Origin of the sequence: Legionella birminghamensis (assembly GCF_900452515.1) — a bacterium.
In the GTDB taxonomy this organism is placed as follows: domain Bacteria; phylum Pseudomonadota; class Gammaproteobacteria; order Legionellales; family Legionellaceae; genus Legionella_C; species Legionella_C birminghamensis.
The window spans coordinates 3,055,519-3,077,500 of the sequence record NZ_UGNW01000001.1; the positions used below are offsets into that span (position 1 = coordinate 3,055,519).

Consider the following 21,982-nt stretch of genomic DNA (forward strand, 5'->3'; position numbering starts at 1 on the left):
TTTGTTATTCAAAACGGGAGCAATATGCCCAAGCCAACCCCCTGTTTTGTATATCGGGATCCTTGCTATCCGGATTACCGCCAGGCTTCGCTTTCCGGATCATTTCCGAACAAGTTTCCCGCTTATCGGCTAGATATTACGACAGAGCGCATGGAATCTTTACTCCAGCTGAAGCTTCCTGCGGGATTAAACCCGAATGGGCTATTTAAACGCTTACAATTGCCTGCTGCCAGCAATTTTAGCAAAAAGCAATGGGTTATGACCGGTCGCATGTCCATTTATAACCCAGTCGGAATTCGGAAATTCAAATTTATTTAACTCTTTACTGAGGTTTTATGCCTGTTTTAAGCGAAATTAAAAAACAAAGAGAGGGACTTGGCAGAGGCCGAAATGATTCTCTAGTGATCAAGCCCATGCCTTTTGAACACTTACTTGGGATGAACCCTGCCTATATAGGAGGGTACATTATAGGTTTGGGGGGGTTATCTTATATCGAAGCATGGTCAAATTATTTGCAAGGATTTCAGCAAATCGATCAGTATGTTGTTTCTGGCATGCTCAACAAGAAAAACATTCAGTCACAGGTACAGGGCATCAATGACGCCATGCGAGATAAGTTAACGACTCAATGTATGCCATTGTCGCAATTATTTGCCGGCGGTTATGATTTTTATTATATCCAGGGTTATTTTACCGGCCTTAACAATGACAGGTTCAGCAAAGCATGGGGCTTATATTTAGAAGGATGGATTAATGCTGAAGCCGATAAGGAAGCTAACACCGTTCACGACTTTGAACAGCTTTATGCAAAAAAGGTTTATCAGCATCCAGCCCTTATCATTGGTTATCTGGATTGCTGCGGCCATAGTTATGCGCAGCCCAAATATTTTGAGCTAATTGAGGAATTAAGTACCAGGCTTGGCAGCATATCAAGGAAATACCCCAGTTGGTCGCTTCCAAAAAGGCCGGCTATCAAACCCTCACTGCCATGCAAAGAATTTCACTCCATGCCATTACCCCTTCCTGAGCCAGAAACCATACCGGGTCGGGACACCCTGCCGAGAATGGAAGAAATGCTTGGACTGGAAGACATAGCGGATCTGGATGTCATGCTGGGTCTTGAAACTATACCGGAGCCCGATTCAACTGAACTGTCAGCACTTGAAAACCGTAGCGCGCTAAAACGAAAATCTGAAAATAGTAATTCAGATGCCTATGGCAGTTTCCGTTTATTCGATGAGAGTCGCGGTAAAAAACGTCAAAAACCTCCGCATGCCGAACGCCGCAAGAAACTCGTTTCCAGGGTTGAGCTACCCGAATTCATAACGCAGAAAATGGGCATTGAATTACTAAAAAAGTTTCTATCTGCGCGGGCGCGTGCTTATTCGTTGAATTATCAGCCAGCCAAAACCGAAGCAACCGGGAAATCTGGATGGTTTGAGCTTAGAACGCCTGAGGGGATTCATCGTATTCTTAAAGAATTAAAAGCTAAATTATCCATAAACAATATGCCAGCAGATGCCGCTCTCCCATCATCGTCAAAGGAGGAAAAGCTGCTTGTGGCAATGCAAAAACTGGGTTTTTACATTGGTTATCATGGCAGAAACAGTGATGGTACTGCAATATCAGAAGTGCAGGTGCTTCCACTGATTGTAGAGCACTGTAAAAAAGCGAAGCTTCAGTCCGTAGAACAATTAATAGAATATGTTGCAGAGGGTCAAATGCCTCTCGTATATAAAACACCAGCAACTGGGTGGAGCGATGTTTCGCACAATCCGCCAGCTCCCAAATTAATATAGGGGGCTTGCTGAAACCGATACTATCCAGATAAAATTCCGGCTTTGGCATGTTTTTCGGAAATAGCTATGCGCTCCAACCAGTCCATCAAGGTCTTATTCACCGCCATTGCCGGCACTAGCTTACAGTGGTATGATTTTGCACTTTTTGGTTATTTTGCACCAATTATCGCTGCCAGCTATTTTCCCAAAGAAAACCAGCTTGCAGCCCTACTGAGCGCCTTTGGGGTATTGGCGGTAGGCTATCTATTAGCGCCATTAGGTTCTTTGTTTTTTGGGTATATTGGCGATCGCTTCGGACGAAAACAGGCTTTGATGTTAAGTATCTTAGCCATGGCCATCCCCACAGCAGCAGCCGGTTGTGTTCCATCCTACTCTGTAATTGGCATCGCTGCCCCCATTTTGATAACCATGCTGCGCATCATCCAGGGCTTCGTCGCCAGCAGCGAATATACAGGCTCAACACTGTTCCTTATTGAGCATGCGCCCAGCAATAAAAAAGCACTATATGGTTGCTTATCCAGTTCAGCCTACAGCATCGGTTCGATTGGGGCTGGCCTTGCTGCTTCATTTTTTACCGCATCCTTCATGCCCGCCTGGGGCTGGCGAATCGCCTTCATATTGGCCGGTATTTTTGGTTTATTCATATTCTATTTAAGAAACTCTCTTGAAGAAACGCCCGAATTTAAGCAAATTCATGAAGAAGAGAAAAAGAAGGTTCCCTTTCTGACTGCTGTTCATGAAAAACCTTTGGCAATTATGGGAGTTATTGGATTGGCGTGGCTCACTGGAATCATGACCTTTGGCACTTATGTTTTTTCTGCGAGCTATCTCCATCACTATTTTAATATCTCACTCAGTTTCGCAACGCTGGCCATTAGTTTTGCATTATTTGTCGACGTCTTAATTGAACCCTGTTTCGCCTGGCTGGCAGATAAAATCGGTCATTTAAAGATGATTACTGCAGGCTGCATGGGCATCATATTGTTGGCTATTCCTGCCTTTTATTTATTATCATCAGCAAATACCACATTCATAGTACTTGCATTGGTTCTGCTTAGCTTATTAATCGCCATCACGTTTTCGCCTTTAAATGCCTATATGACTTCATTATTTCCCCGCGCTTATCGCTATAGTGGTTTTGGCGTTTCGTTCCACATTGGCATTTCAGTGTTTGGCGGCACGGTTCCGCTCGTTATGATGTGGCTTACCGAGAAAACCGGGAATCTGCTTGCTCCGGCATGGTATTATATCTTTGGCGCTATTATCGGTTTAATTTCTTTAGGGATTTGTGAGTTAAGCCGTGCGCGGCAACCGCATTCGCAGGCTGAGTTCAGCCTTGGTCATTCGTAGGGAAGGATATGATTCGAATCGAACTGCTGAAACATCATCCCCATACTTTATCGCGGCTTGCACAAATCTGGCATAAGGAATTAGCTTCAATCTGGGCACCTGAATTTTCTTTGGAACAGGCAAGAGCGCGTTTCCAAACGCATATGAACGACGGTGAAATGCCTTTAACCATGGTGGCATTCGCCGATGGTATGCCGGTGGGAATGTGCAGCCTAAGGAAAAACGACGGCATACGTCCTGATTTATGTCCATGGCTGGGCGGGCTGGTTCGTAGACTCCGGCAGGGCAGGATCTGTATTGTAAACATTCATTAGTTCGATAACCTGATAGTAAACTCTAATCCGCGAGGCTCAACCAGGCTGGTATATCACACAACGTATTACCAATATGACAACTTAAACTGTATACTTCAACTTTTCCGTTTATCTTACAGGAGTCGTTATGACGGAAGTTATAGAGCCAATTGTCTTGATTGCTGCCCCGGAAGTTCTGGCTATCCCGGTTGTGGAAAATTACGATCCATTGATTGATATAAAAGAAGAAACAACTATTGCAATCGGCCCCTCACCCGAAATTCCTGACAATACCGATTACACTAAAATGCGTCGCGAAGTCTATCGCCGTTTATTAATTGCTCAGCGCCTGCTGCCCGAAGGCTTGCAATTCTGCCTGTATGAAGCCTATCGCAGCCTTGATTTGCAGAAAGCTTTATTTGATGAACGTTATTTTCAGTTATTGCAGCTTTATCCAGACTGGCCCCATGAAGAACGATTTAATGAAACAATGAAATTAATTTCACCGGTAATTAATCTGGACGGCAGCAAAAATGTGCCGCCTCATGGCACAGGTGCAGCAATCGATGTGTATCTGCTTGATCAGCACGGAGAAACCATTGATATGGGCATTCATCCTAAGGATTGGATGACTGATACCGATGCCCACATTTCGACAACCCACAGTCAATCGATCTCGGCAGAGGCCCGCCGCAATCGCGGCATCATGAGCAAGGCCTTACTGGCCGCAGGATTTGCCAATTATCCAACCGAATACTGGCATTGGTCCTATGGGGATCGCTACTGGGCATTTATGACGGGGCATTCCCAAGCTTGTTATGGCTGCGTTTCATCTATACCCCTGCAGGTTGGGCTGTGAAGCCCAACCCCTATAAAAGCAGCAATTCCTCCGCATCAATTTCTTCCAGATATTGATGGTAGGACTGCAATTTGTCCTGATCGACATCAAAAAGAAGCGGGCCTGAAACATAGGAATAAAAATAGGTATGATCGGCTTCAAGCCGTTGTGCCGGAACCAGGCAGGAAAACCAATCATTCCATTCAGGTATCACTTCGTTTCTCTGCCAATAGCAGGGAATTTTCAGGCCTCTTGCAAGCTCTTCCAACACCGATTCATTTGCCCCATTGCGCCGAGCCAGACTAAAATGAGCCTCCAGATCGGCCAGTGTTTTTGTTATCAGAAAGCTGACATTGGCATCATCATCGAGCAGCATAAAACTGCCTGAATAATCAGCAAGATAATGTTCAACAATTCCTTTTTCCTTACAGAACTGACGGAAAAAATAACTGAATTTAGCATCATGCAAACAATGGGGAACCGGAATATTAAGCATTCTGACAAGATTATCCGACATTGCCTGAAAATATTGCTGTTGTAAGTCGCTAATGCTTTTAGTGATTAATTCAGCAGCCTGTGGATCGCTTTTATGAATATAACGATGGATTAAACCCTCATTAAAAGCCTGAATAGCCAGTTTTTCATCAGCCTTTCCAGTCAGCAGAATTTTTTTAATATTGGTATTGGCCAGACGCCGGCAAAACTCCAAACCATTCATCCCAGGCATCGCATAATCTACTACGATAACTGATACCTCTGTAAAACGTTTTTGATTGTAAATCTCCGCATGAATGGCCGCCAGACTGTTGTTGATTCCAAGATCGGTGGAATGGCTCGCTTTTATTTCTTCAAACTCAGTTGTACATCGATGATTTAAGGTTTCCAACTGGCAACGTTTTTTTTCCAGAAAATCCAGCGCATCAAAAGGAGAATCGAATATCCGATACGCCAATCCCTCATCCAGTTGCAATACAAAATTCAGTAAGAAATCCCTACTATCATCGATAAACAATGCGGTGCTTGGAAAATAACAGGCAGGTATAGAGAGATGTTGCATTGGCTCCTCCTGAGCAAGCGTCCTTTATAAAACCTATACACGATGGTGAGCTACAAGAGCCACGCCCCTTTTATATACCGGTGTCGCTAATACTGCAGCAATGGACTTGGCAGTAAGCAGAGTCAGCGAACAATAAATTCTTAACAACTGTTTATAAAAATAACATGATTGTAGGTTTTTTCAAATAAACAGGCGGATTATTTACGCGATAACTGGAAAAAACAACATGAATTGCGTGAATTCGCCCTCTTTCGCTTCACACATAATATCCCCGCCAAAACGATTCATCACTAACTTGCAGAAGGATAATCCCAAACCCGTACCCATATAAGTAGTCGTATAAAAATGGTTAAAAAGACGGGTCAATTGTTCCGTTGTCATTCCTTTGCCGGTATCTTTGAAATACAGGCAATTATAGCGCTCTCCATTTACTGTCCAGATGTGGATTTCACCCTTTTGTGCAGTGGCAATGGCATAAAGTGCATTCTTCAATAAATTAAATAAAATATGCTGCATTAGTAATTTGGAGCCTTTAAATAGAAAACTGCCCTCCCAATGAATCTTATTTCGTTCTTCAGATGATTTAAACGGATAGCGCTGCAAAGCTTCCATTAAACACTCCGCCATCGAGCACTCTTCCAACACACAATTTTCCAGTGATTTTTCACGGCCCGCTTTTACCAGCAGCATATCAATAATCGTATTGGCATAATCGATTTCGTGAATAATACGTTGCTGCGTTGCCGAGATCTGCGTTATACGTGACTCGCGCACTAGCGACTCCAGCAAATTATGCTGTTTTGCTATATGATAAGCTTGTATCAAAACGGGCAAATATTGATCGATCGCCTTGGCGCCGCTTCTAATCCCCAAAAGTGGTGTCCTCAATTCATGGGCTATCATGCCGGCAGCAGCCAGGATACCGTCCAGGCGCTGTTGCTGTAGAAGCGAGGTTTTATAATTGACTGTAGAACCCGCAATGATCACAAAAACGATCATTACCAGCATTTCTGCATGCTCTTCACCAAAATAGGCAATTGGTGAGCTGAAATAATGAGCAATTAAGGCCAGGCTCCAGCCTATTATCACCAACATCAGCAGCACTGGCAGCTCAACTAGCAGAACCAGTAAAAAAATACTGCAGAGAAGCGACATAGCTGAAATAACACTTGCATTGCTCATTAAAAATGAATAGGCAAAGAAAAAAGATAAGGTATAAAGCAAAGTAATAAACCAGTAAGCCGGCAGAAAGGGCTTGAGGCGAGGCGGCCAGTAGTTTGCTAACATTAAGCCCAACCCCAAAACACTTGCAGCCAGGCGTAAACCAAGCGACTCATAAGGCTGTGGGAACCACTCGGTCCAAACCCAGTAGAATAAAGGGAAACTAATAAAAATAATCAACCCAAGGGGAAACAATTGATAAGTGGCGTTGTGTGCATTGAACTGGATTGCCTTCCTGAAATAATTCATAAATTCTTTAAGCTTTTTCACTATACATTCAATCCCTTATCGAAGGCTGGGCTGTAAAGCCCCAGCGAATCCAATGTTGGGCTTTACAGCCCAACCTACAATTGTTGACAGGCAAAACATTAAAGTCAACAGCCAGGCATGCTATGATGGGCTTTTACATCAATTTCAAGATTATGCCGCGAACATTACGCATTGCAACTCGAAAAAGCCAGCTGGCCCTATGGCAGGCCAATTTTATCGGCCAGCAACTGAAATCCCACTGGCCGGATATTGACTATGAGCTCGTTCCCATGCTCACCTCTGGCGACAAGTTTACTCAGAGTAAATTGCAAACGCTCGGCGGAAAAGGTTTATTTGTGAAAGAGCTTGAAGAAGCCTTATTGGACAAGCGAGCCGATTTAGCCGTTCATTCATTAAAGGATGTACCCGCAGAGCTCCCGCCGTCTCTCGGCTTAGCCATCATCTGCAAGCGTGCGACCCCCTATGATGCCCTGGTTAGTATGAAATACTCAAAGATGAGTGATCTGTCCGAAAAGGCGCGAATTGGCACCAGCAGCCTGCGCCGCCAATCGCAACTGCTTGCCTGGCGGCCGAATCTTGAGATTGTTTCCCTGCGCGGCAATATCAATACCCGGCTGGAAAAGCTGCAGATTGACAGCCTTGATGCCATCATTCTCGCTGCTGCCGGGCTGGAGCGTCTGGGTTTGCAGGATAATATCAGTGAAATCATTGATCCCGCATTGATGCTGCCTGCATGCGGGCAGGGAGCGCTGGGCATCGAGTGCCGCGAAGCAGATGAAGAGGTATTGAATTATTTAAAGCCATTGAATGATGGCCTGACTGCATCCTGCGTACAAGCAGAAAGGCGGGTCAATGCATTGCTTGGCGGGAATTGCCATGTGCCCCTGGCGGTTTTTTGCCAGCCAATAGCGAATAATCATCTGCTGTTAAAAGCCCGCGTTCTAAGCCTTGATGGTCAAACGCTAATAAGTGATGAACAATCAGGCCCAATCGAGACTGCAAGTGCGATTGCCGAAATCTGTGCTGAAAAAATGCTGAAGAAAGGGGCGCAGCAATTATTAGCAGCTCATTCATAATGGATTTATTTACAACAGCCTGCCAATTTCTGCCCACCCCCAATCTTTGCAGCATTTATGGCAGAATAAACAAGTCAATATTATACTGTTTACAAGTCAGCAAGGAATGTACAATAGTTTTAAGTTGTTTAACTTACAGGCTCCCCAGTGGATTTCTCCCTACAATAAGATTTTAGATAGCCTGTACCCATTCAAACAAGGATTCACAATGACAACAACAAATAATGAATCTCAGAAATCAAAAGCCACCGAACCAGCACCTGCGCAAAATAAAAACACAGCTGCCAATATTTCACTCTATAAACAACATCTCGGGACTCTAATTACTGGGGCTATCGCGCTTATTGCCCTTATTTTTTCACTGATTAGTTTTACCAAGGTGAATAGTTATCAGCAGTCGGTTGATGACCAAAAAAATCAGTTCGGGACTAAACTGGCTTCCATTGAACAGGAGCAGACCAGACTTACCGCCAATCTGGCGAATCTCGGCCAGACCTTGCAACTCTCAAAAGAAGGGATCCAGCAGCAGGTCAGCGACTTGAACCAGAACCTTCATAAAGCCTTGCGCCAGCGGCATTATCAACGACATGACTGGCTGCTGCTTAAGGCAAAATATTATCTCGAGTTAGCGCAAATCAATGCGCACTGGAGTGATAGCCAGGACACTACTATTGCTCTGTTGCAAGCAGCGGATACCGTATTACAAGATGTTTCAGATCAGCAGTTATTCAATATTCGGCAAACTATTGCTAAAGAAATTACCAGCATCAAAGCAATCCCCAAACTGGATTTGGCAGGTCTGTTAAGCCAGCTGGATGCCGCTCAGCAAATGGTTTCCGCCCTGCCTTTAAAACAGGGCGTTAACCTTTCAACTGATACCACGCCTTCCGATGCCGATACGCCGGCTGAGGGATGGAAGACTAAGCTGCATGAAAATATGAAGCTTTTGGAAAAATTGATTGTTGTCCGTAAACACGATGATAATGTTGAGCCCATTCTTTCTCCCCTGCATCTCGACGTATTGCGCGAAAGTGTTCGCATGAACCTTCAGGAAGCGCAATGGGCGTTACTTGAGCATAACAGCGCTGTCTATGCTCAATCGCTTAAGCAGGCAATTGAAGAAATTAATCGAATTTTTGATGTCTCAGCAAGTCCTACACAAGCGCTGCTCAATGATTTACAAAAACTAAAAAGCGTTTCTCTGGAGAATCAGCGTCCCCTGGTCAATGGCTCGCTGAATTTACTGAATCAATTTATCGATAATCAGAAAAATGCAAGTTCTGACGATAGTACGAATGGAGCCCCGCAATGACAAGAATAATAATTGCGCTGGTAGTTTTACTGGTTGCCATAGTAATGGGTATTCAGCTAAGCCATGATCCCGGTTATCTCTTAATTGCCATTAACCATTGGACTATAGAAACCACCTTATGGTTTGCTATTTTAGGGATCCTCCTTTGTTTTTTTCTTTTACATTGGTTTATCCTTTTTATAAAGAAACTGAGTCATTCGCCTTCTGAATACCGCGCCTGGCGGGCACGAAGACGGGCGCAAATTGCACAGGCCAAAACGCGAAAGGGCTTAATTGAATTCAGTGAAGGGTATTGGGATGCCGCAAAAACCCATCTCATCAAAGCGCTTCCAGATACCGATACCCCCTTACTCAATTATTTAACTGCAGCAAGAGCGGCCCAGGAAATGGGAGACAGCCAGCTAAGGGATGACTATCTGCGAGAAGCCCAACAATCTATGCCCGAAGCCAAAATAGCCGTAGAGTTAACACAGGCGCAATTACAGCTAGCCAATCAACAATGGGAGCAGGCACTGGCCACTCTGCGGCATCTGCAAGACCTGGCGCCACGGCACCCCTACGTTCTGAAATTGCTTATGCATCTTTATCAGGAAGTTCGCGACTGGCCGCAATTAATTGCGCTTTTGCCAGAACTCAAACGCAATAATATCATTTCAGTGGTAGAATATGAGCAATTGCAGCTGCATGCCTATAAACAGGCTATGACCGATTTAATTCGTCTCTCTCAGCAAAAAGAATTGGATGCCCTCATACAGAGCCTGCCCAAATCAATAAAAGATTCACCGGAGTTAATGGCGCAATACTGCAGTTTCCTCATTAAAAATAATCAGCAAGCCAAGGCGGAGGCTATTTTAAGGCGCTGTTTGCGCAAGCAGTATAATGAGCAATTGATTAAGCTCTATGGCCAGATTTATGTTAATGATCAACAGCTCCCCTTTGCAGAGTCTTTTATTAAAAAATACCCGAACTCTGCGATATTATTGCTGAGCCTGGGGCGTTTATGCATAGCCCAGCATCTGTGGGGCAAAGCACGCAGCTATTTCGAAAACAGTCTTTCCCTTCAACCAAGCCCGGAAGCGTATGCAGAAATAGGGGCTTTGTATGAGCGCTTCGGCGAGAAGAATGAGGCCTGCCAGGCGTTTCGCCAGGGACTGAAGTTAATTGATGAGAATTATTTTGTGAACTAATAAAAAGGAAGCCCGAACACCGAACCCCTGAGGTACAGGCCATCCGAATCTCCGAGGCACCGACCGCCGAATCCCCGCGGCACCGACCACCGAATCCCCGCGGCACCGACCACCGAATCCCCGCGGCACCGACCACCGAATCCCCGCGGCACCGACCACCGAATCCCCGCGGCACCGACCGCGGGGCCCATGCCTGTAGGAGTAGCATGGTCCTCAGACAAGTTTCAATGTTGCCAAAAAATAAGATTTAAACAGATAGTCATAAACAAGTGTGCTTAACATTAAATGGGCTTCGTGTGGGCCCCGCGGTCGGTGCCGCGGGGATTCGTTACTTTGCCTCGGGAATTCGTGACTTTGCCTCGGGAATTCGTGACTTTGCCCCGGGGATTCGTGACTTCGCCCCGGGGGTTCGTGACTTCGCCGCGGGGATTCGTGACTTCGCCGCGGGGATTCGTTGCTTTGCGCGGAGTAATCAGCCGCGTGGTGATTCAGGAACAAGCATCGTCACAGTATTCAAGGCTGCTTTCAACCTGAATAGTAACATGATTAATATTAAACGTTTCTTTCAGCATCCTGATCACTTCCCGCCGTTTCTCATCACTTAAAGCCTGCTGTGGCATCCATAAGTGGGCAGATAATGCATTTTCGCGGGTACTCAATGCCCAGATATGCAAATCATGCACCTGCTTTACTCCGGGAATAGCTTCTAATTGTTCACGTACAGCAATTAAGGAAATGCCAGTGGGCACACCGTCAATCAGCAGGCGGAAGCTGTCTTTGAATAATCCCCAGGTACCTTTAATAATGATAACCGCAATGATAAGACCTACGACAGGGTCAATCCATTGCCAGCCAGTCCAATAAAGAATGGCAGCGGAAATAACAACACCTACTGAAATAAAGGCGTCATATAAAAGATGTAAGAATGCGGATTTAATATTAAGATCGTCCGTTCCTTTCATGAACAAGGCTGCGGTTGCGCCATTCACTATAATACCGATAGTGGCCACTATCATAACCGAAACGGCCTGCACCTCGTTTTCAGAAAATAGTTTATAAAGCGCATCGGTAGCGATGATACCGCAGGTAAAAACCAGCATGATCCCGTTCGCCAGAGCCGCCATGATTGAGGTTTTTTTCAATCCATAGGTTGTCTTGTCGGTTGGGCTCCGTGTTAACAGGCTGTTCGCTATCCAGGATAATATCAGACCCAGCACATCTCCCAAATTATGAATTGCATCTGCGAGTAAGCTGGTTGAATTGGCAAGGATGGCGAAAATAATCTGACAGACCACAAATATGCCATTAGCGACAATTGCGATTAAAAAGGCCCTGCTGTATGCAGGAGCCGGATGGCTATGTCCATGGGAAGAATGATCATGGCCGTGATCATGCTGAGAATGCTCGTCCTTTGTTGTCATTTTGCTTCCTGTTGCTGATCATCATTATTTATTTCAACTTCATTTCCATAATAGCTGACGCCGATCTTAATACGCTCTCGTTCATTTTTCTTTCGCCAGGCATTAGTATCGCGTAATGAGTAAACACAACCGCAATATTCCTGTTTGTAAAAATTCTCGCGCTTGGCAATCTCATACATACGTGCCGCACCGCCATCCTTACGCCAGTTGTAGGTCCAGTAAATCATTCCGGGATAACGGCTTGCAGCCCGAGTGCCTGAACCATTAATCTGATTCATATCCTTCCATCGGGAAATTCCCAGAGAACTGCTAATCACCGGAAAATCATGCTCATGGGCATAAAGGGCTGTACGCTCAAAGCGCATATCGAAACAGGCCGTACAGCGTTTACCACGCTCCGGCTCCCATTCAAGCCCTTTGACCCGTTCAAACCAGTTATCCTTGTCGTAATCGGCATCGATAAAGGGAATTTTGTGCTTGTCTGCAAAAGCCATGTTTTCCTGTTTGCGGATTTCGTATTCCTGTATGGGGTGGATATTTGGATTGTAAAAGAAAATGGTAAAATCGATTTCAGAAAATACCAAAGCCTCCATTACCTCCCCAGAACAAGGAGCGCAACAAGAATGCAGCAATAACTTGCCTGCCTCATTGGGAAGCATCAAACGTTCACGATTAAGCATGGTTGTCACCTGGAATATTGATAAAATGCTGACGATAATAAATCAATTCATCGATGGAGTCTTTAATATCAGCCAGTGCCAAATGCTTGGAATCCTTAATAACACCCTCGATTAATTTCGGGTTCCAGCGTTTAACCAGTTCCTTTAGGGTGCTTACATCCAGATTGCGATAATGAAAAAAATCAGCCAATTTGGGCATATACTTATACAAAAAGCGTCGATCTTGACAAATGCTGTTGCCACACATTGGCGATTTGCCCCGATCCAGAAATTGACTTAAAAATGCGATAGTTTTTTGCTCCGCCAAAGCTTCATCGACAGTGGACTGGCGAACTCGTTCAACCAGGCCTGACTGATTATGCTGCCTCGTATTCCACTCATCCATACCGGCAAGCAATTCTTCGTTTTGGTGAATGGCGAAAACGGGCCCTTCCCCAAGAATATTGAGCTTTGAGTCAGTGACTATTGTGGCGATTTCTATAATGCGATCGACCTCTGGATTCAGGCCGGTCATTTCCAAATCGATCCAGATTAAATTATTGTTGTTTCTCATTGTTTTTCCAGGAATTTATAATTAAATTGACACAAGCAACCCGATGCTCATGCAGTCCAGTTTTAATATCTGCCCCTTCATAGCCTTGCTCAATTAATTTCTGGGCAGAAATTTTAGCACATTGTTGTAAGACGTATTGCCAGTTTTCATACTGTTTATACTCGTTTTTTTTACCTCGCCCCTGCGCATCCGCCTGGCAGGCCAGTAATAACTGATCAAATACCTGGGGTCGTCGAAACGCATCGGCTTTTTCCAAAACCCTAACGATGGTTGCCGCTTTCAGCTCCCTGATCCGATGGATCAGTAAATGGAGGCGGGAAACCTGAACCGATAGTTTACGATAATCAGCCGGTATCCTTAAGCGTGCGCATAACTGTTCAATAATAGCCGCTCCGCGCTCTTCATGCTCCCGATGTTTGGGCCATTCATGCATCGGGGTTGCCCCTTTCCCAAGATCATGCACCAGGGCTGCGAATCGCACCAAAGGGTCTTTGCTTAATTGGGCTGCGCGTACCAAAGCCATTAGACTGTGAACACCGCTGTCAATTTCCGGATGATGCTGCGGTGGATTGGGAACCCCAAATAAACGTTCTATTTCCGGCATAATAATTGCCAAAGCGCCGCAAGCCCTCAAGGTGGTGATAAAGATTTCCGGATTCCTTTCACCTAAGCTTCGCTGCCATTCCTGCCATACCCGTTCAGCAATCAGATAATTCAGCTCACCATTCTTTACCATTTTATACATCAATAAACGCGTTTCCTCTGCCAATTTAAAGCCTAGATGATGGTAGCGGGCAGCAAAACGGGCAATTCGCAGGACTCTTACCGGATCTTCAATAAAAGCGGGTGAAACATGACGTAAAATCCTCGCCTCCAGATCATTTTTTCCCTGATAGGGATCAATGATATTGCCGGACTCATCCATTGCCATTGCGTTGATTGTGAGATCCCGGCGCAGTAAATCCTCCTCCAGACTAACTTCTGGAGTGAAATCACATTCAAATCCATAATAGCCGCGCCCCGACTTTCTTTCAGCCCTGGCCAGGGCATATTCTTCACGGGTTTCAGGGTGCAGGAATACAGGGAAATCCCGCCCTACCCGGTTATAACCTTGCGCTAATAACTGTTCCGGAGTCGCGCCGACTACAACCCAATCTTTTTCTGCAACAGGATAATTTAATAATTGATCGCGGACAGCGCCTCCTACCAAATAAATTTTCATTAATAAAAAGGTCCTGGATGTTGTATAATAAACTACACAATTAATGATTTAAGTTTGAACAACTACCCTGGTGATACTTCTCATAATTATAATCCAATTTTTGAGCAATTATCCGCAATAGGCTAGCCTGTTCGGGATTATACATCAGCTTTCACCTATGAGTAAAAGACGAATCAACAAACAGCAAGCAGCCCGCATCCAAAAAATACAGGCAAATTTTCTGGAAGAGAATCATCCTCTTAACGAAATCAATCAGCAGGGTTTAATCATTACACGTTACGGCAAGCACGCAGAAGTCGAAATTGAGGACGGACAGGTAATTCACTGTCTGATTCGGCCAAATATCGACTCGCTGGTAGCTGGCGATCAGGTTATATGGCAAAGCCAGGGGCCGAATCAGGGCGTTGTGGTCAGTCGCTTCCCCCGTGAATCGGTGCTGCAAAAGCAGGATAGAAGGGGGGCTAAGCCGATTGCTGCCAATATCAGCCAGCTTATCATTGTTGTAGCCCCTAAACCGGCTATTACCTGGCTGCTATTGGATAGTTACCTGATTATTGCGGAACACCAGGGATTAAACCCAATCATTCTGCTCAATAAGGTTGATCTCGACTGCGACGACATCAAAGACGAATTGCTCGGTTACTATCGATCACTGGGTTATTCCATTCTTATGGTTACGAATCTCGAGCCGGAAAGTTTTTCCCCACTTGAAGACCAACTGGTTAATCAGACAAGTGTTTTTGCCGGTCAGTCGGGAGTGGGTAAATCCTCCATCATTTCTCGAATTTTGCCCCATGAAACTATTCAAACGGCAGAAATTTCTATCAATTCAGAGCTGGGTTGCCACACCACAACCAATTCCAGATTTTACCATTTGCCCAAAGGCGGAGCCTTAATTGATTCTCCCGGCGTCCGTGAGTTTGGGCTTTGGCAAATGCCTCGAGCGGAGCTCATCTATGGTTTTCGGGAATTTCGTGAATTGACTCCGGCCTGTAAATTTAGAAATTGCGATCATGAGAACAGTCCTGGATGTGCAATAACACAGGCTGTAATGGAAGGAAAAATATCCGAAAAACGATATGACAGTTTCTTGAAACTACTGGGCTCATACACTTAGCTTAACTGCATACCAATGCCGTGTTGTTTGCTGATGATACAAAATTGTCTTTCAAATCCGGTATTCGCTTGCCCAGAAATTCCAAATAGTCTGCGGTTGTTGATTTTTTTTCTTTTTCACCCAGCTCAATTGTTTTAACCTGCTCTTTAAAAGGCAGCGTCTCAGTGCCAGGCATAACAGTTGACTGAGAGAAAAAGCGCGGGCTTACCGCTTTAGTCTTCACGGTATGAATCTCAACCCGTCTTTTGAGAAATTGCCCGCTAAGGCTATCAAATGCGGATTTAATTTCTCCTGCCGTCTTCTCTTTATACATCTTTCGTAATTCGTCCAAGATTTCTTCTTGCTTGCTTAGCCTCAGCTCACTTAAGAGTTTCTGAAACTTAATATTAATGCGGATCCAGATTTTATTTTCATTTTGCTGTTCCTGCATTAAAGTTTTTAAAATCTGATCAAGAAAATTTAATATGGCTTCTGTGGTCGCATCACGAGTTTCCAAACGAGGCAGCAGGCCAACAAACAATAATTCCGGGTCAAAACAGGTTAATTGGGCATCATTGAACAGGGTCTCTTCATTGATACTCTTAAGCCAGATAGTGGTGTCTGGGGTACGGGTTTTAGGAGATCGGGTTAATGCTTCACCGGCCACCCCTTCTGTTAACATATAATAATCAAACTGGACATGTTCCTGCTCATTATTTTCAATTAGATGTTTGATTTTATCGAGTATTTTTTCCCCTGTGGCTGTCACTTTATTCTCACAATCCCATAATTTCAGATTAATTGTTCTCCCAACATTCTGAAAACTATGAGACATTAATGAAACCACAATGATTTTAATCCGCCTTAAACATTCGGCTGGAGGCAAGCTATCTTTATAAACCCTTTTTTTCGATTGACTTCTCATGTATTCAAGGTTCAGTGCTTTGGAATCTTCCAGCTCTTTCTTGAAGGGCTTATGAGAATAGTCAGTCACCAATTTTACGAATGCTTGACCGAAGGAGGAAGTACATTCATTTTCTTTTTCCCAGTCTCCATCATCCTGTCCCCAGATTTGATCGAAATACTCTTCAAAAGTGCCTTCTTCAAAGTCCCGGCTTATACTTTGTGCATTAAGGTTATGTCGCTCTTCTGCAGGCAATTGATTATAAAATTTCCTGAATGAGTCATAGGACGCCATAACCTGGCGGGTTTGGGTAGCCCAATCCAGCACCCTATTGGCATAAAGGCCTTGATTATATACACTGCCATTAACCAGATCCCTTACCGCATCGACAGTTGACTTAAGCAAGGGAGGACTATGATCCCTCTTCACCTGGTTGAGGAAATAATTCACATATTCTGCTGCTGCAAAAATCAGTCGCTGCCTTTCTTTTATAGTTAGGCGACTCGGTGGATCCACACTGCAATTTAAAAATGCACGTCTTGCGATATGCTGTTGGACACAGTTTCCTAAAAAAATCAGATAACTGCCATTCTCTGCGAGAATATAATGGGACAAAGGGTAATACGTCACCGGATCGCCGCTGAGCAACTCATTATCATTTTCCGGCTTTAATGTCGGAATCAAAAACCGGTAATAATTGGCGTCTATCAAACCAGCCCCAGCCAGAGTCTGTGCCAAGGCTATCCAGAGTTGATTAGCACCTTTTTGCATGCGCAGATAGTCAAGCTCCTTATCCAGGATTAATCTGAAACGAGAAGCATAGAGTTCCCTTAACCGATTAATGGTTTCTTTAGCTGGCAACTGTTCAGGATGACATTCACCTAAATGGAAGACCAATTGATTTAAAAGGGGTATCAATTCAGAATGACATCCACTTAGCAATGATTCCAAATCAATTTTTAATGCTTCGTTCGTTAAAAATAAGCCTTTTGCTAAACACTTATAAACTGGATTAGCCTTCGCGCTTTTGACAATTAAAGAACCGTCTTCCTTACATAACCATTCTGCTAGTGATAAGGAGTCCTCTAAATCCAGCTTTTTTTCCAAACAATCGAGAATCAAGTCTAAAAGCCGCCGTTCCCCTTTTTCTGTCGATAATCTTATTGCGTAAAAATGATTAGCGTCATCGATTGCAGCACCCATCAGCTGTAATGACAATTGCTCATAATCCCTCTGGAATTGCTGTTGGCTATCCATCTGCTGCTCGTCAAGAGTCAGATAACTGTCCAGAAATTTAAGCAAAAGCTGTTTGGCGCCATGCGGAAACTTACCCTTTTTTTCCCAGGCTGGTGCCGCCTCTCTGATTAAATAGTCCCAGAAACTCTCATACAATTGCTCGTTCCAGGTAAATGATATAGCGCCCTTGCGGCTTCTGAGCCTTAGCAACTCTTTTATACTCAGAGGGCGGGGTTTCATCTTGTTTGCTGAATCATAGGTATATAATGGATGGGCATCTTCACGAATTTTCTTAAATAAGCCAAACACCCGATGCCAGGATTTATCATCATCCCCAACACAGATTGTTCTGGGATCCTGATCATTACACATACGTGACAGCATGTCAGGCTCCACATTGTCGACTAAAACAGGTATTAATATTTTCAAATAGAGGATATTTAATTCAGCGCCTAATTCTTTGGCTAAATTAACCCAGGGTTCATTAACACCAGTGGGATCGAATGTATAATCAAGCGCTTTGTCCCTGACCTGTTCCCAGCGTTTACTAAAATAATCCCTTAAACAATCTATCTGAGCGCTCTGCAAGCTGAAGTCTTTATCCAAATCGCCAAAATCCCTTTGCAGGTCAGGAAGCAAGGGATCAGAGTGTTTCTGTATTTCTTCAAAGAACTGATGCAGACGGCTTACTAACATACAACACAATTCCTTTTGTAAAGTTAACCCATTTTACTCCATTCAATTTTTAGATTCGAGTGACTTTGGAACTATTTTCTAATGACAACGCCTAGCTGCCTGGCGGGATTCTAATTAATCAGTATTTCAATATTCTCTACAACTGCACGTGCTTTTTTCCGCGCCTCACCAATAGTATCCCCAAGCGCCAAACCGACTCCCATTCGGCGTTCGCCGGACACGTCAGGTTTAGCGAAAAGCCGCAACTGTGTATCCGGTAATTCCAATGCGGACTGTAGTTCATATTGCAGGTTTTGGCCATGCCCCTTCGCCAACAAGGCGGCAGATGCAGCAGGGCCACACTGCCGGATATTCGGGATCGGCAAACCCAGAATTGCCCTCAGATGCAAGGCAAACTCTGACAAATCCTGAGAAATTAAGGTCACCAAACCGGTATCATGGGGCCTTGGCGACACTTCGCTGAAATATACCCTGTCCGCTTTGATAAAAAACTCCACACCAAAGAGTCCGAATCCCCCCAAAGCATCCGTCACGGCTTTCGCCTGCCGTTGGGCTTCTTCTAAAACTGCGGCTTGCATCGGGTGAGGCTGCCAGGATTCGCGGTAATCTCCCTGAACCTGTAAATGGCCAATGGGTTGGCAAAATGAAGTACCCTGCCGATGGCGAACAGTGAGCAGGGTGATTTCATAATCAAAATCAAGTAACTCCTCCACAATGACGCTGCCTTTCATTCCTCTCGCCCCTGCCAGAGCATCCACCCAGGCAGCTTGTATTTCACTCGTACTACGAACGATACTCTGCCCTTTTCCGGAAGAACTCATGGTAGGCTTCACTACGCAAGGCAAACCAATCTGCTGGATTGCAGCCATATATTCTTCCTGATTCCTGGCAAAGGAGTATCGTGAGGTTCGCAAACCTAGTTGTTCCGCGGCAAGACGGCGGATACTTTCACGATTCATTGTGAAATGGACTGCCTGCGCAGTCGGGGTAACCACATAACCTTCTTTTTCCAATTCGAGCAAAGCGCTTGTGGCAATCGCCTCAATTTCAGGCACAATGAATTGTGGGTTTTCTGCTTTAATCAAGCGGGTCAGCGCTTCTTCATCCAGCATGGACACAACGTGCGAGCGATGCGCTACCTGCATCGCCGGTGCATGCGCATAGCGATCCACTGCAATTACTTCGATGCCAAGACGCTGCGCCTCAATGGCAATCTCTTTGCCCAATTCGCCAGCTCCCAGCAGCATTAAACGAGTTGCAGAGCCAGTATGCGGCGTGCCTAACAGGACCATATTCTCTCCATGAGTCACTCGAAGCTTTAAGAGGATTATCTTACTGCAAGCAAACCATTTAGGAAACAGGAATCAAAGTAAACTCTTCGAAGCCAATCTGAATCTGAGTTTATATGGCTGAAAAGGCAACATTAAGGTCTGTATTAAATACTAACTCTATGTACATCTGATTGAAGATGAGCACCCACCCAGACCATAAATCACTCAGTTTTGTTATAATTTACATTTTGTGTTATGGAAAACTTTAATAATTTATCGTGAAATTATTAAAGACGTCCAAGAACCTCAAACCCCGACACCAGCTTCCCTGCATATCTGACCATAGGTATCTTTAACTGCATTTGGAATAAAACTCGCGAATCCCCGCCCAGCCAACTCATCTGGGCTGATCAACTCAACGTTTAAAGAGATCACTGGATACTGCGGAGGAGCCGCAGTACGTAGGTGCGTGGTATAAACGGCAGTACGCAGGTGCGTGGGATGAACCGCAGTAGGTAGGTGCGTGCGCAGAGCTTACTGCTGTGTAGGTTGCGCCAAGGCCCAACATTAAGCACTGGTGTGGCTCAAGACATTTGCGGGAACTTGGCCAACCTACAATAATGGCTTAATCCGGTGGGATATGCTTTATTTCAGGCAAAAAAAAAGCGACCCGAAGGCCGCTTTGCAATAAAACCCTGGCGATGACCTACTTTCACATGGAGAAACTCCACACTATCATCGGCGCAGGTCTGTTTCACTTCTGAGTTCGAGATGGAGTCAGGTGGTTCCAGACCGCTATGGTCGCCAGGAAAACGGGTTGACCGTTGGGCACAGCTTCGTTTCATTGAAGCCGGCTTCGGCCGGTAAAGAGTCGAAATACAATCGAGAATTCAATCTCTACACACTACATGCTTTTGTTGTCCATATAACCCAAGACAACTCAGGTTATATGGTCAAGACAATCAGCCAATTAGTACGAGTTAGCTTCACGCATTACTGCGCTTCCACACCTCGCCTATCAACGTCGTAGTCTTCAACGGGCTTCATGGGAAAACTCATCTCGAGGGAGGCTTCCCGCTTAGATGCTTTCAGCGGTTATCCCGTCCGAACTTAGCTACCCGGCAATGCGACTGGCGTCACAACCGGTACACCAGAGGTTCGTCCACTCCGGTCCTCTCGTACTAGGAGCAGCTCCTCTCAATTTTCCTACGCCCACGGCAGATAGGGACCGAACTGTCTCACGACGTTCTAAACCCAGCTCGCGTACCACTTTAAATGGCGAACAGCCATACCCTTGGGACCTGCTTCAGCCCCAGGATGTGATGAGCCGACATCGAGGTGCCAAACACCGCCGTCGATATGAACTCTTGGGCGGTATCAGCCTGTTATCCCCGGAGTACCTTTTATCCGTTGAGCGATGGCCCTTCCATACAGAACCACCGGATCACTAAGACCAACTTTCGTTCCTGCTCGACACGTCCGTCTCGCAGTCAAGCACCCTTTTGCCTTTACACTCTTGGTACGATGTCCGACCGTACCGAGGGTACCTTTGTGCTCCTCCGTTACTCTTTGGGAGGAGACCGCCCCAGTCAAACTACCCACCATACACTGTCCTCGTCCAGGATGACTGGACCAAGTTAGAACCTCAATAATAACAGGGTGGTATTTCAAGGTCGGCTCCATGCGAACTGGCGTCCGCACTTCTTAGCCTCCCACCTATCCTACACAGTTATCATCAAAGTCCAGTGCAAAGCTGTAGTAAAGGTTCACGGGGTCTTTCCGTCTAGCCGCGGGTACACGGCATCTTCACCGCGATTTCAATTTCACTGAGGCTCGGGTGGAGACAGTGTGGCCATCGTTACGCCATTCGTGCAGGTCGGAACTTACCCGACAAGGAATTTCGCTACCTTAGGACCGTTATAGTTACGGCCGCCGTTTACCGGGGCTTCGATCAAGAGCTTCTCCGAAGATAACCCCATCAATTAACCTTCCGGCACCGGGCAGGCGTCACACCCTATACGTCTTCTTACGAATTGGCAGAGTGCTGTGTTTTTAATAAACAGTCGCAGCCACCTGGTCTCTGCGGCCCTCAGTTGCTTACAGTGTAAAACTTTCACAACCAAGGGCGTACCTTCTCCCGAAGTTACGGTACCATTTTGCCTAGTTCCTTCACCCGAGTTCTCTCAAGCGCCTTAGTATTCTCTACCTGTCCACCTGTGTCGGTTTTCGGTACGGTTCTCTATAAGTTATGGCTAGCAGCTTTTCCTGGAAGCTTGGCATCAATGACTTCTCTGCACCCCGTAGGGTCAGAACCACCTCGTCCCTCAGCGTTAATGAAAAACCGGATTTGCCAGGTCTTTCCGCCTAAAAACAGGTACCAGGACAACCAACGCCCGGCTCACCTAGCCTTCTTCGTCCCCACATCACCACTTATAGAAAGTCCAGGAATATTAACCTGGTTCCCATCGACTACGCTTTTCAGCCTCGCCTTAGGGGCCGA

Annotated in this window: 16 protein-coding genes and 2 rRNA genes (1 of these 18 cut by a window edge); 8 read left to right on the forward strand and 10 right to left on the reverse strand. The window is 45.3% G+C overall.

The annotated features are described in order from the left end of the window. The first annotated feature begins 335 nt into the window (after positions 1-335). The 4 genes from DYH42_RS13090 (at position 336) to DYH42_RS13105 (ending at position 4,301) form a co-directional block, all read left to right on the forward strand. Entirely contained in the window at positions 336-1,799 is a 1,464-nt protein-coding gene (locus DYH42_RS13090; protein ID WP_058523419.1) for a hypothetical protein, read from the forward strand. Positions 1,800-1,865: 66 nt separating this feature from the next. After that, a complete protein-coding gene (locus DYH42_RS13095; RefSeq protein WP_058523420.1) occupies positions 1,866-3,149 on the forward strand; it encodes an MFS transporter in 1,284 nt (427 codons plus the stop codon). An 8-nt stretch (positions 3,150-3,157) separates the two neighbouring features. Then, the gene (locus DYH42_RS13100; protein WP_058523421.1) at positions 3,158-3,463 is read left to right on the forward strand and encodes a hypothetical protein; all 306 of its coding nucleotides are present in this window, start codon (positions 3,158-3,160) and stop codon (positions 3,461-3,463) included. A gap of 127 nt (positions 3,464-3,590) precedes the next feature. Further along, positions 3,591-4,301, forward strand: a complete 711-nt coding sequence (locus DYH42_RS13105; protein ID WP_058523422.1) for a M15 family metallopeptidase — start codon at positions 3,591-3,593, stop codon at positions 4,299-4,301. Positions 4,302-4,311: 10 nt separating this feature from the next. Here DYH42_RS13105 and DYH42_RS13110 read toward each other — a convergent pair whose 3' ends face one another. Further along, on the reverse strand, positions 4,312-5,337 hold the full coding sequence (locus DYH42_RS13110) for a response regulator (RefSeq protein ID WP_058523423.1): 1,026 nt from the start codon (positions 5,335-5,337) through the stop codon (positions 4,312-4,314). A 201-nt stretch (positions 5,338-5,538) separates the two neighbouring features. After that, complete coding sequence (locus DYH42_RS13115; RefSeq protein WP_058523424.1) at positions 5,539-6,828, reverse strand: sensor histidine kinase; 1,290 nt, start codon at positions 6,826-6,828, stop codon at positions 5,539-5,541. A 149-nt stretch (positions 6,829-6,977) separates the two neighbouring features. On the opposite strand from DYH42_RS13115, the gene hemC reads away from it, so the two are divergent. The 3 genes from hemC to DYH42_RS13130 all read left to right on the forward strand — a co-directional run bounded on the left by hemC (position 6,978) and on the right by DYH42_RS13130 (position 10,403). Next, positions 6,978-7,904 carry a hydroxymethylbilane synthase gene (gene hemC, locus DYH42_RS13120; RefSeq protein WP_115317163.1) on the forward strand — a complete coding sequence of 309 codons (927 nt, stop codon included), beginning with the start codon at positions 6,978-6,980 and terminating at the stop codon, positions 7,902-7,904. Positions 7,905-8,112: 208 nt separating this feature from the next. Next, positions 8,113-9,216 (forward strand): uroporphyrinogen-III C-methyltransferase, encoded by a 1,104-nt coding sequence (locus DYH42_RS13125; RefSeq protein ID WP_058523425.1) that lies wholly within the window; start codon positions 8,113-8,115, stop codon positions 9,214-9,216. Next, positions 9,213-10,403: a heme biosynthesis HemY N-terminal domain-containing protein gene (locus DYH42_RS13130; protein WP_058523426.1), complete on the forward strand. Its 1,191-nt coding sequence runs from the start codon at positions 9,213-9,215 to the stop codon at positions 10,401-10,403. The genes DYH42_RS13125 and DYH42_RS13130 overlap by 4 nt, the downstream gene beginning before the upstream one ends. Positions 10,404-10,891: 488 nt before the next feature. Here DYH42_RS13130 and DYH42_RS13135 read toward each other — a convergent pair whose 3' ends face one another. From DYH42_RS13135 to DYH42_RS13150, 4 genes are read right to left on the reverse strand one after another with little or no spacing between them, the layout of a single operon-like run. Next, the gene (locus DYH42_RS13135) at positions 10,892-11,824 is read right to left on the reverse strand and encodes a cation diffusion facilitator family transporter (protein WP_058523997.1); all 933 of its coding nucleotides are present in this window, start codon (positions 11,822-11,824) and stop codon (positions 10,892-10,894) included. After that, positions 11,821-12,504 carry an epoxyqueuosine reductase QueH gene (locus DYH42_RS13140; protein ID WP_058523996.1) on the reverse strand — a complete coding sequence of 228 codons (684 nt, stop codon included), beginning with the start codon at positions 12,502-12,504 and terminating at the stop codon, positions 11,821-11,823. The genes DYH42_RS13135 and DYH42_RS13140 overlap by 4 nt, the downstream gene beginning before the upstream one ends. After that, positions 12,497-13,057, reverse strand: coding sequence for an oligoribonuclease (gene orn / locus DYH42_RS13145; RefSeq protein WP_058523995.1), 561 nt, complete (start codon positions 13,055-13,057; stop codon positions 12,497-12,499). Before orn ends, DYH42_RS13140 begins: the two co-directional genes overlap by 8 nt. Further along, positions 13,041-14,279: a multifunctional CCA addition/repair protein gene (locus tag DYH42_RS13150; protein WP_058523994.1), complete on the reverse strand. Its 1,239-nt coding sequence runs from the start codon at positions 14,277-14,279 to the stop codon at positions 13,041-13,043. The genes orn and DYH42_RS13150 overlap by 17 nt, the downstream gene beginning before the upstream one ends. A gap of 157 nt (positions 14,280-14,436) precedes the next feature. Here DYH42_RS13150 and rsgA point away from each other — a divergent pair, with 157 nt between their 5' ends. Then, positions 14,437-15,396 (forward strand): small ribosomal subunit biogenesis GTPase RsgA, encoded by a 960-nt coding sequence (gene rsgA / locus DYH42_RS13155; RefSeq protein ID WP_058523993.1) that lies wholly within the window; start codon positions 14,437-14,439, stop codon positions 15,394-15,396. 1 nt (position 15,397) lies between these two features. Here rsgA and DYH42_RS13160 read toward each other — a convergent pair whose 3' ends face one another. The 4 genes from DYH42_RS13160 to DYH42_RS13175 form a co-directional block, all read right to left on the reverse strand. After that, positions 15,398-18,211, reverse strand: coding sequence for a hypothetical protein (locus tag DYH42_RS13160; protein ID WP_058523992.1), 2,814 nt, complete (start codon positions 18,209-18,211; stop codon positions 15,398-15,400). Between the two features lie 110 nt (positions 18,212-18,321). Further along, positions 18,322-19,503, reverse strand: a complete 1,182-nt coding sequence (gene purT, locus DYH42_RS13165) for a formate-dependent phosphoribosylglycinamide formyltransferase (RefSeq protein WP_058523991.1) — start codon at positions 19,501-19,503, stop codon at positions 18,322-18,324. A gap of 672 nt (positions 19,504-20,175) precedes the next feature. Then, positions 20,176-20,291: ribosomal RNA gene (gene rrf / locus DYH42_RS13170) — 5S ribosomal RNA — on the reverse strand. 140 nt (positions 20,292-20,431) lie between these two features. Continuing rightward, positions 20,432-21,982, reverse strand: a 23S ribosomal RNA gene (locus DYH42_RS13175) (it continues 1,345 nt past the right edge of the window).

Excerpts from the sequence above, each read along its gene's own strand:
- DYH42_RS13100 (WP_058523421.1), top strand. The coding sequence starts at position 3,158 with ATGATTCGAATCGAACTGCTGAAACATCATCCCCATACTTTATCGCGG.
- DYH42_RS13140 (WP_058523996.1), bottom strand. The coding sequence starts at position 12,504 with ATGCTTAATCGTGAACGTTTGATGCTTCCCAATGAGGCAGGCAAGTTA.
- purT (WP_058523991.1), bottom strand. The coding sequence starts at position 19,503 with ATGGTCCTGTTAGGCACGCCGCATACTGGCTCTGCAACTCGTTTAATG.
- DYH42_RS13160 (WP_058523992.1), bottom strand. The coding sequence starts at position 18,211 with ATGTTAGTAAGCCGTCTGCATCAGTTCTTTGAAGAAATACAGAAACAC.
- DYH42_RS13130 (WP_058523426.1), top strand. The coding sequence starts at position 9,213 with ATGACAAGAATAATAATTGCGCTGGTAGTTTTACTGGTTGCCATAGTA.
- DYH42_RS13105 (WP_058523422.1), top strand. The coding sequence starts at position 3,591 with ATGACGGAAGTTATAGAGCCAATTGTCTTGATTGCTGCCCCGGAAGTT.
- DYH42_RS13095 (WP_058523420.1), top strand. The coding sequence starts at position 1,866 with ATGCGCTCCAACCAGTCCATCAAGGTCTTATTCACCGCCATTGCCGGC.
- DYH42_RS13090 (WP_058523419.1), top strand. The coding sequence starts at position 336 with ATGCCTGTTTTAAGCGAAATTAAAAAACAAAGAGAGGGACTTGGCAGA.
- orn (WP_058523995.1), bottom strand. The coding sequence starts at position 13,057 with ATGAGAAACAACAATAATTTAATCTGGATCGATTTGGAAATGACCGGC.
- DYH42_RS13135 (WP_058523997.1), bottom strand. The coding sequence starts at position 11,824 with ATGACAACAAAGGACGAGCATTCTCAGCATGATCACGGCCATGATCAT.
- rsgA (WP_058523993.1), top strand. The coding sequence starts at position 14,437 with ATGAGTAAAAGACGAATCAACAAACAGCAAGCAGCCCGCATCCAAAAA.
- DYH42_RS13110 (WP_058523423.1), bottom strand. The coding sequence starts at position 5,337 with ATGCAACATCTCTCTATACCTGCCTGTTATTTTCCAAGCACCGCATTG.
- DYH42_RS13150 (WP_058523994.1), bottom strand. The coding sequence starts at position 14,279 with ATGAAAATTTATTTGGTAGGAGGCGCTGTCCGCGATCAATTATTAAAT.
- DYH42_RS13125 (WP_058523425.1), top strand. The coding sequence starts at position 8,113 with ATGACAACAACAAATAATGAATCTCAGAAATCAAAAGCCACCGAACCA.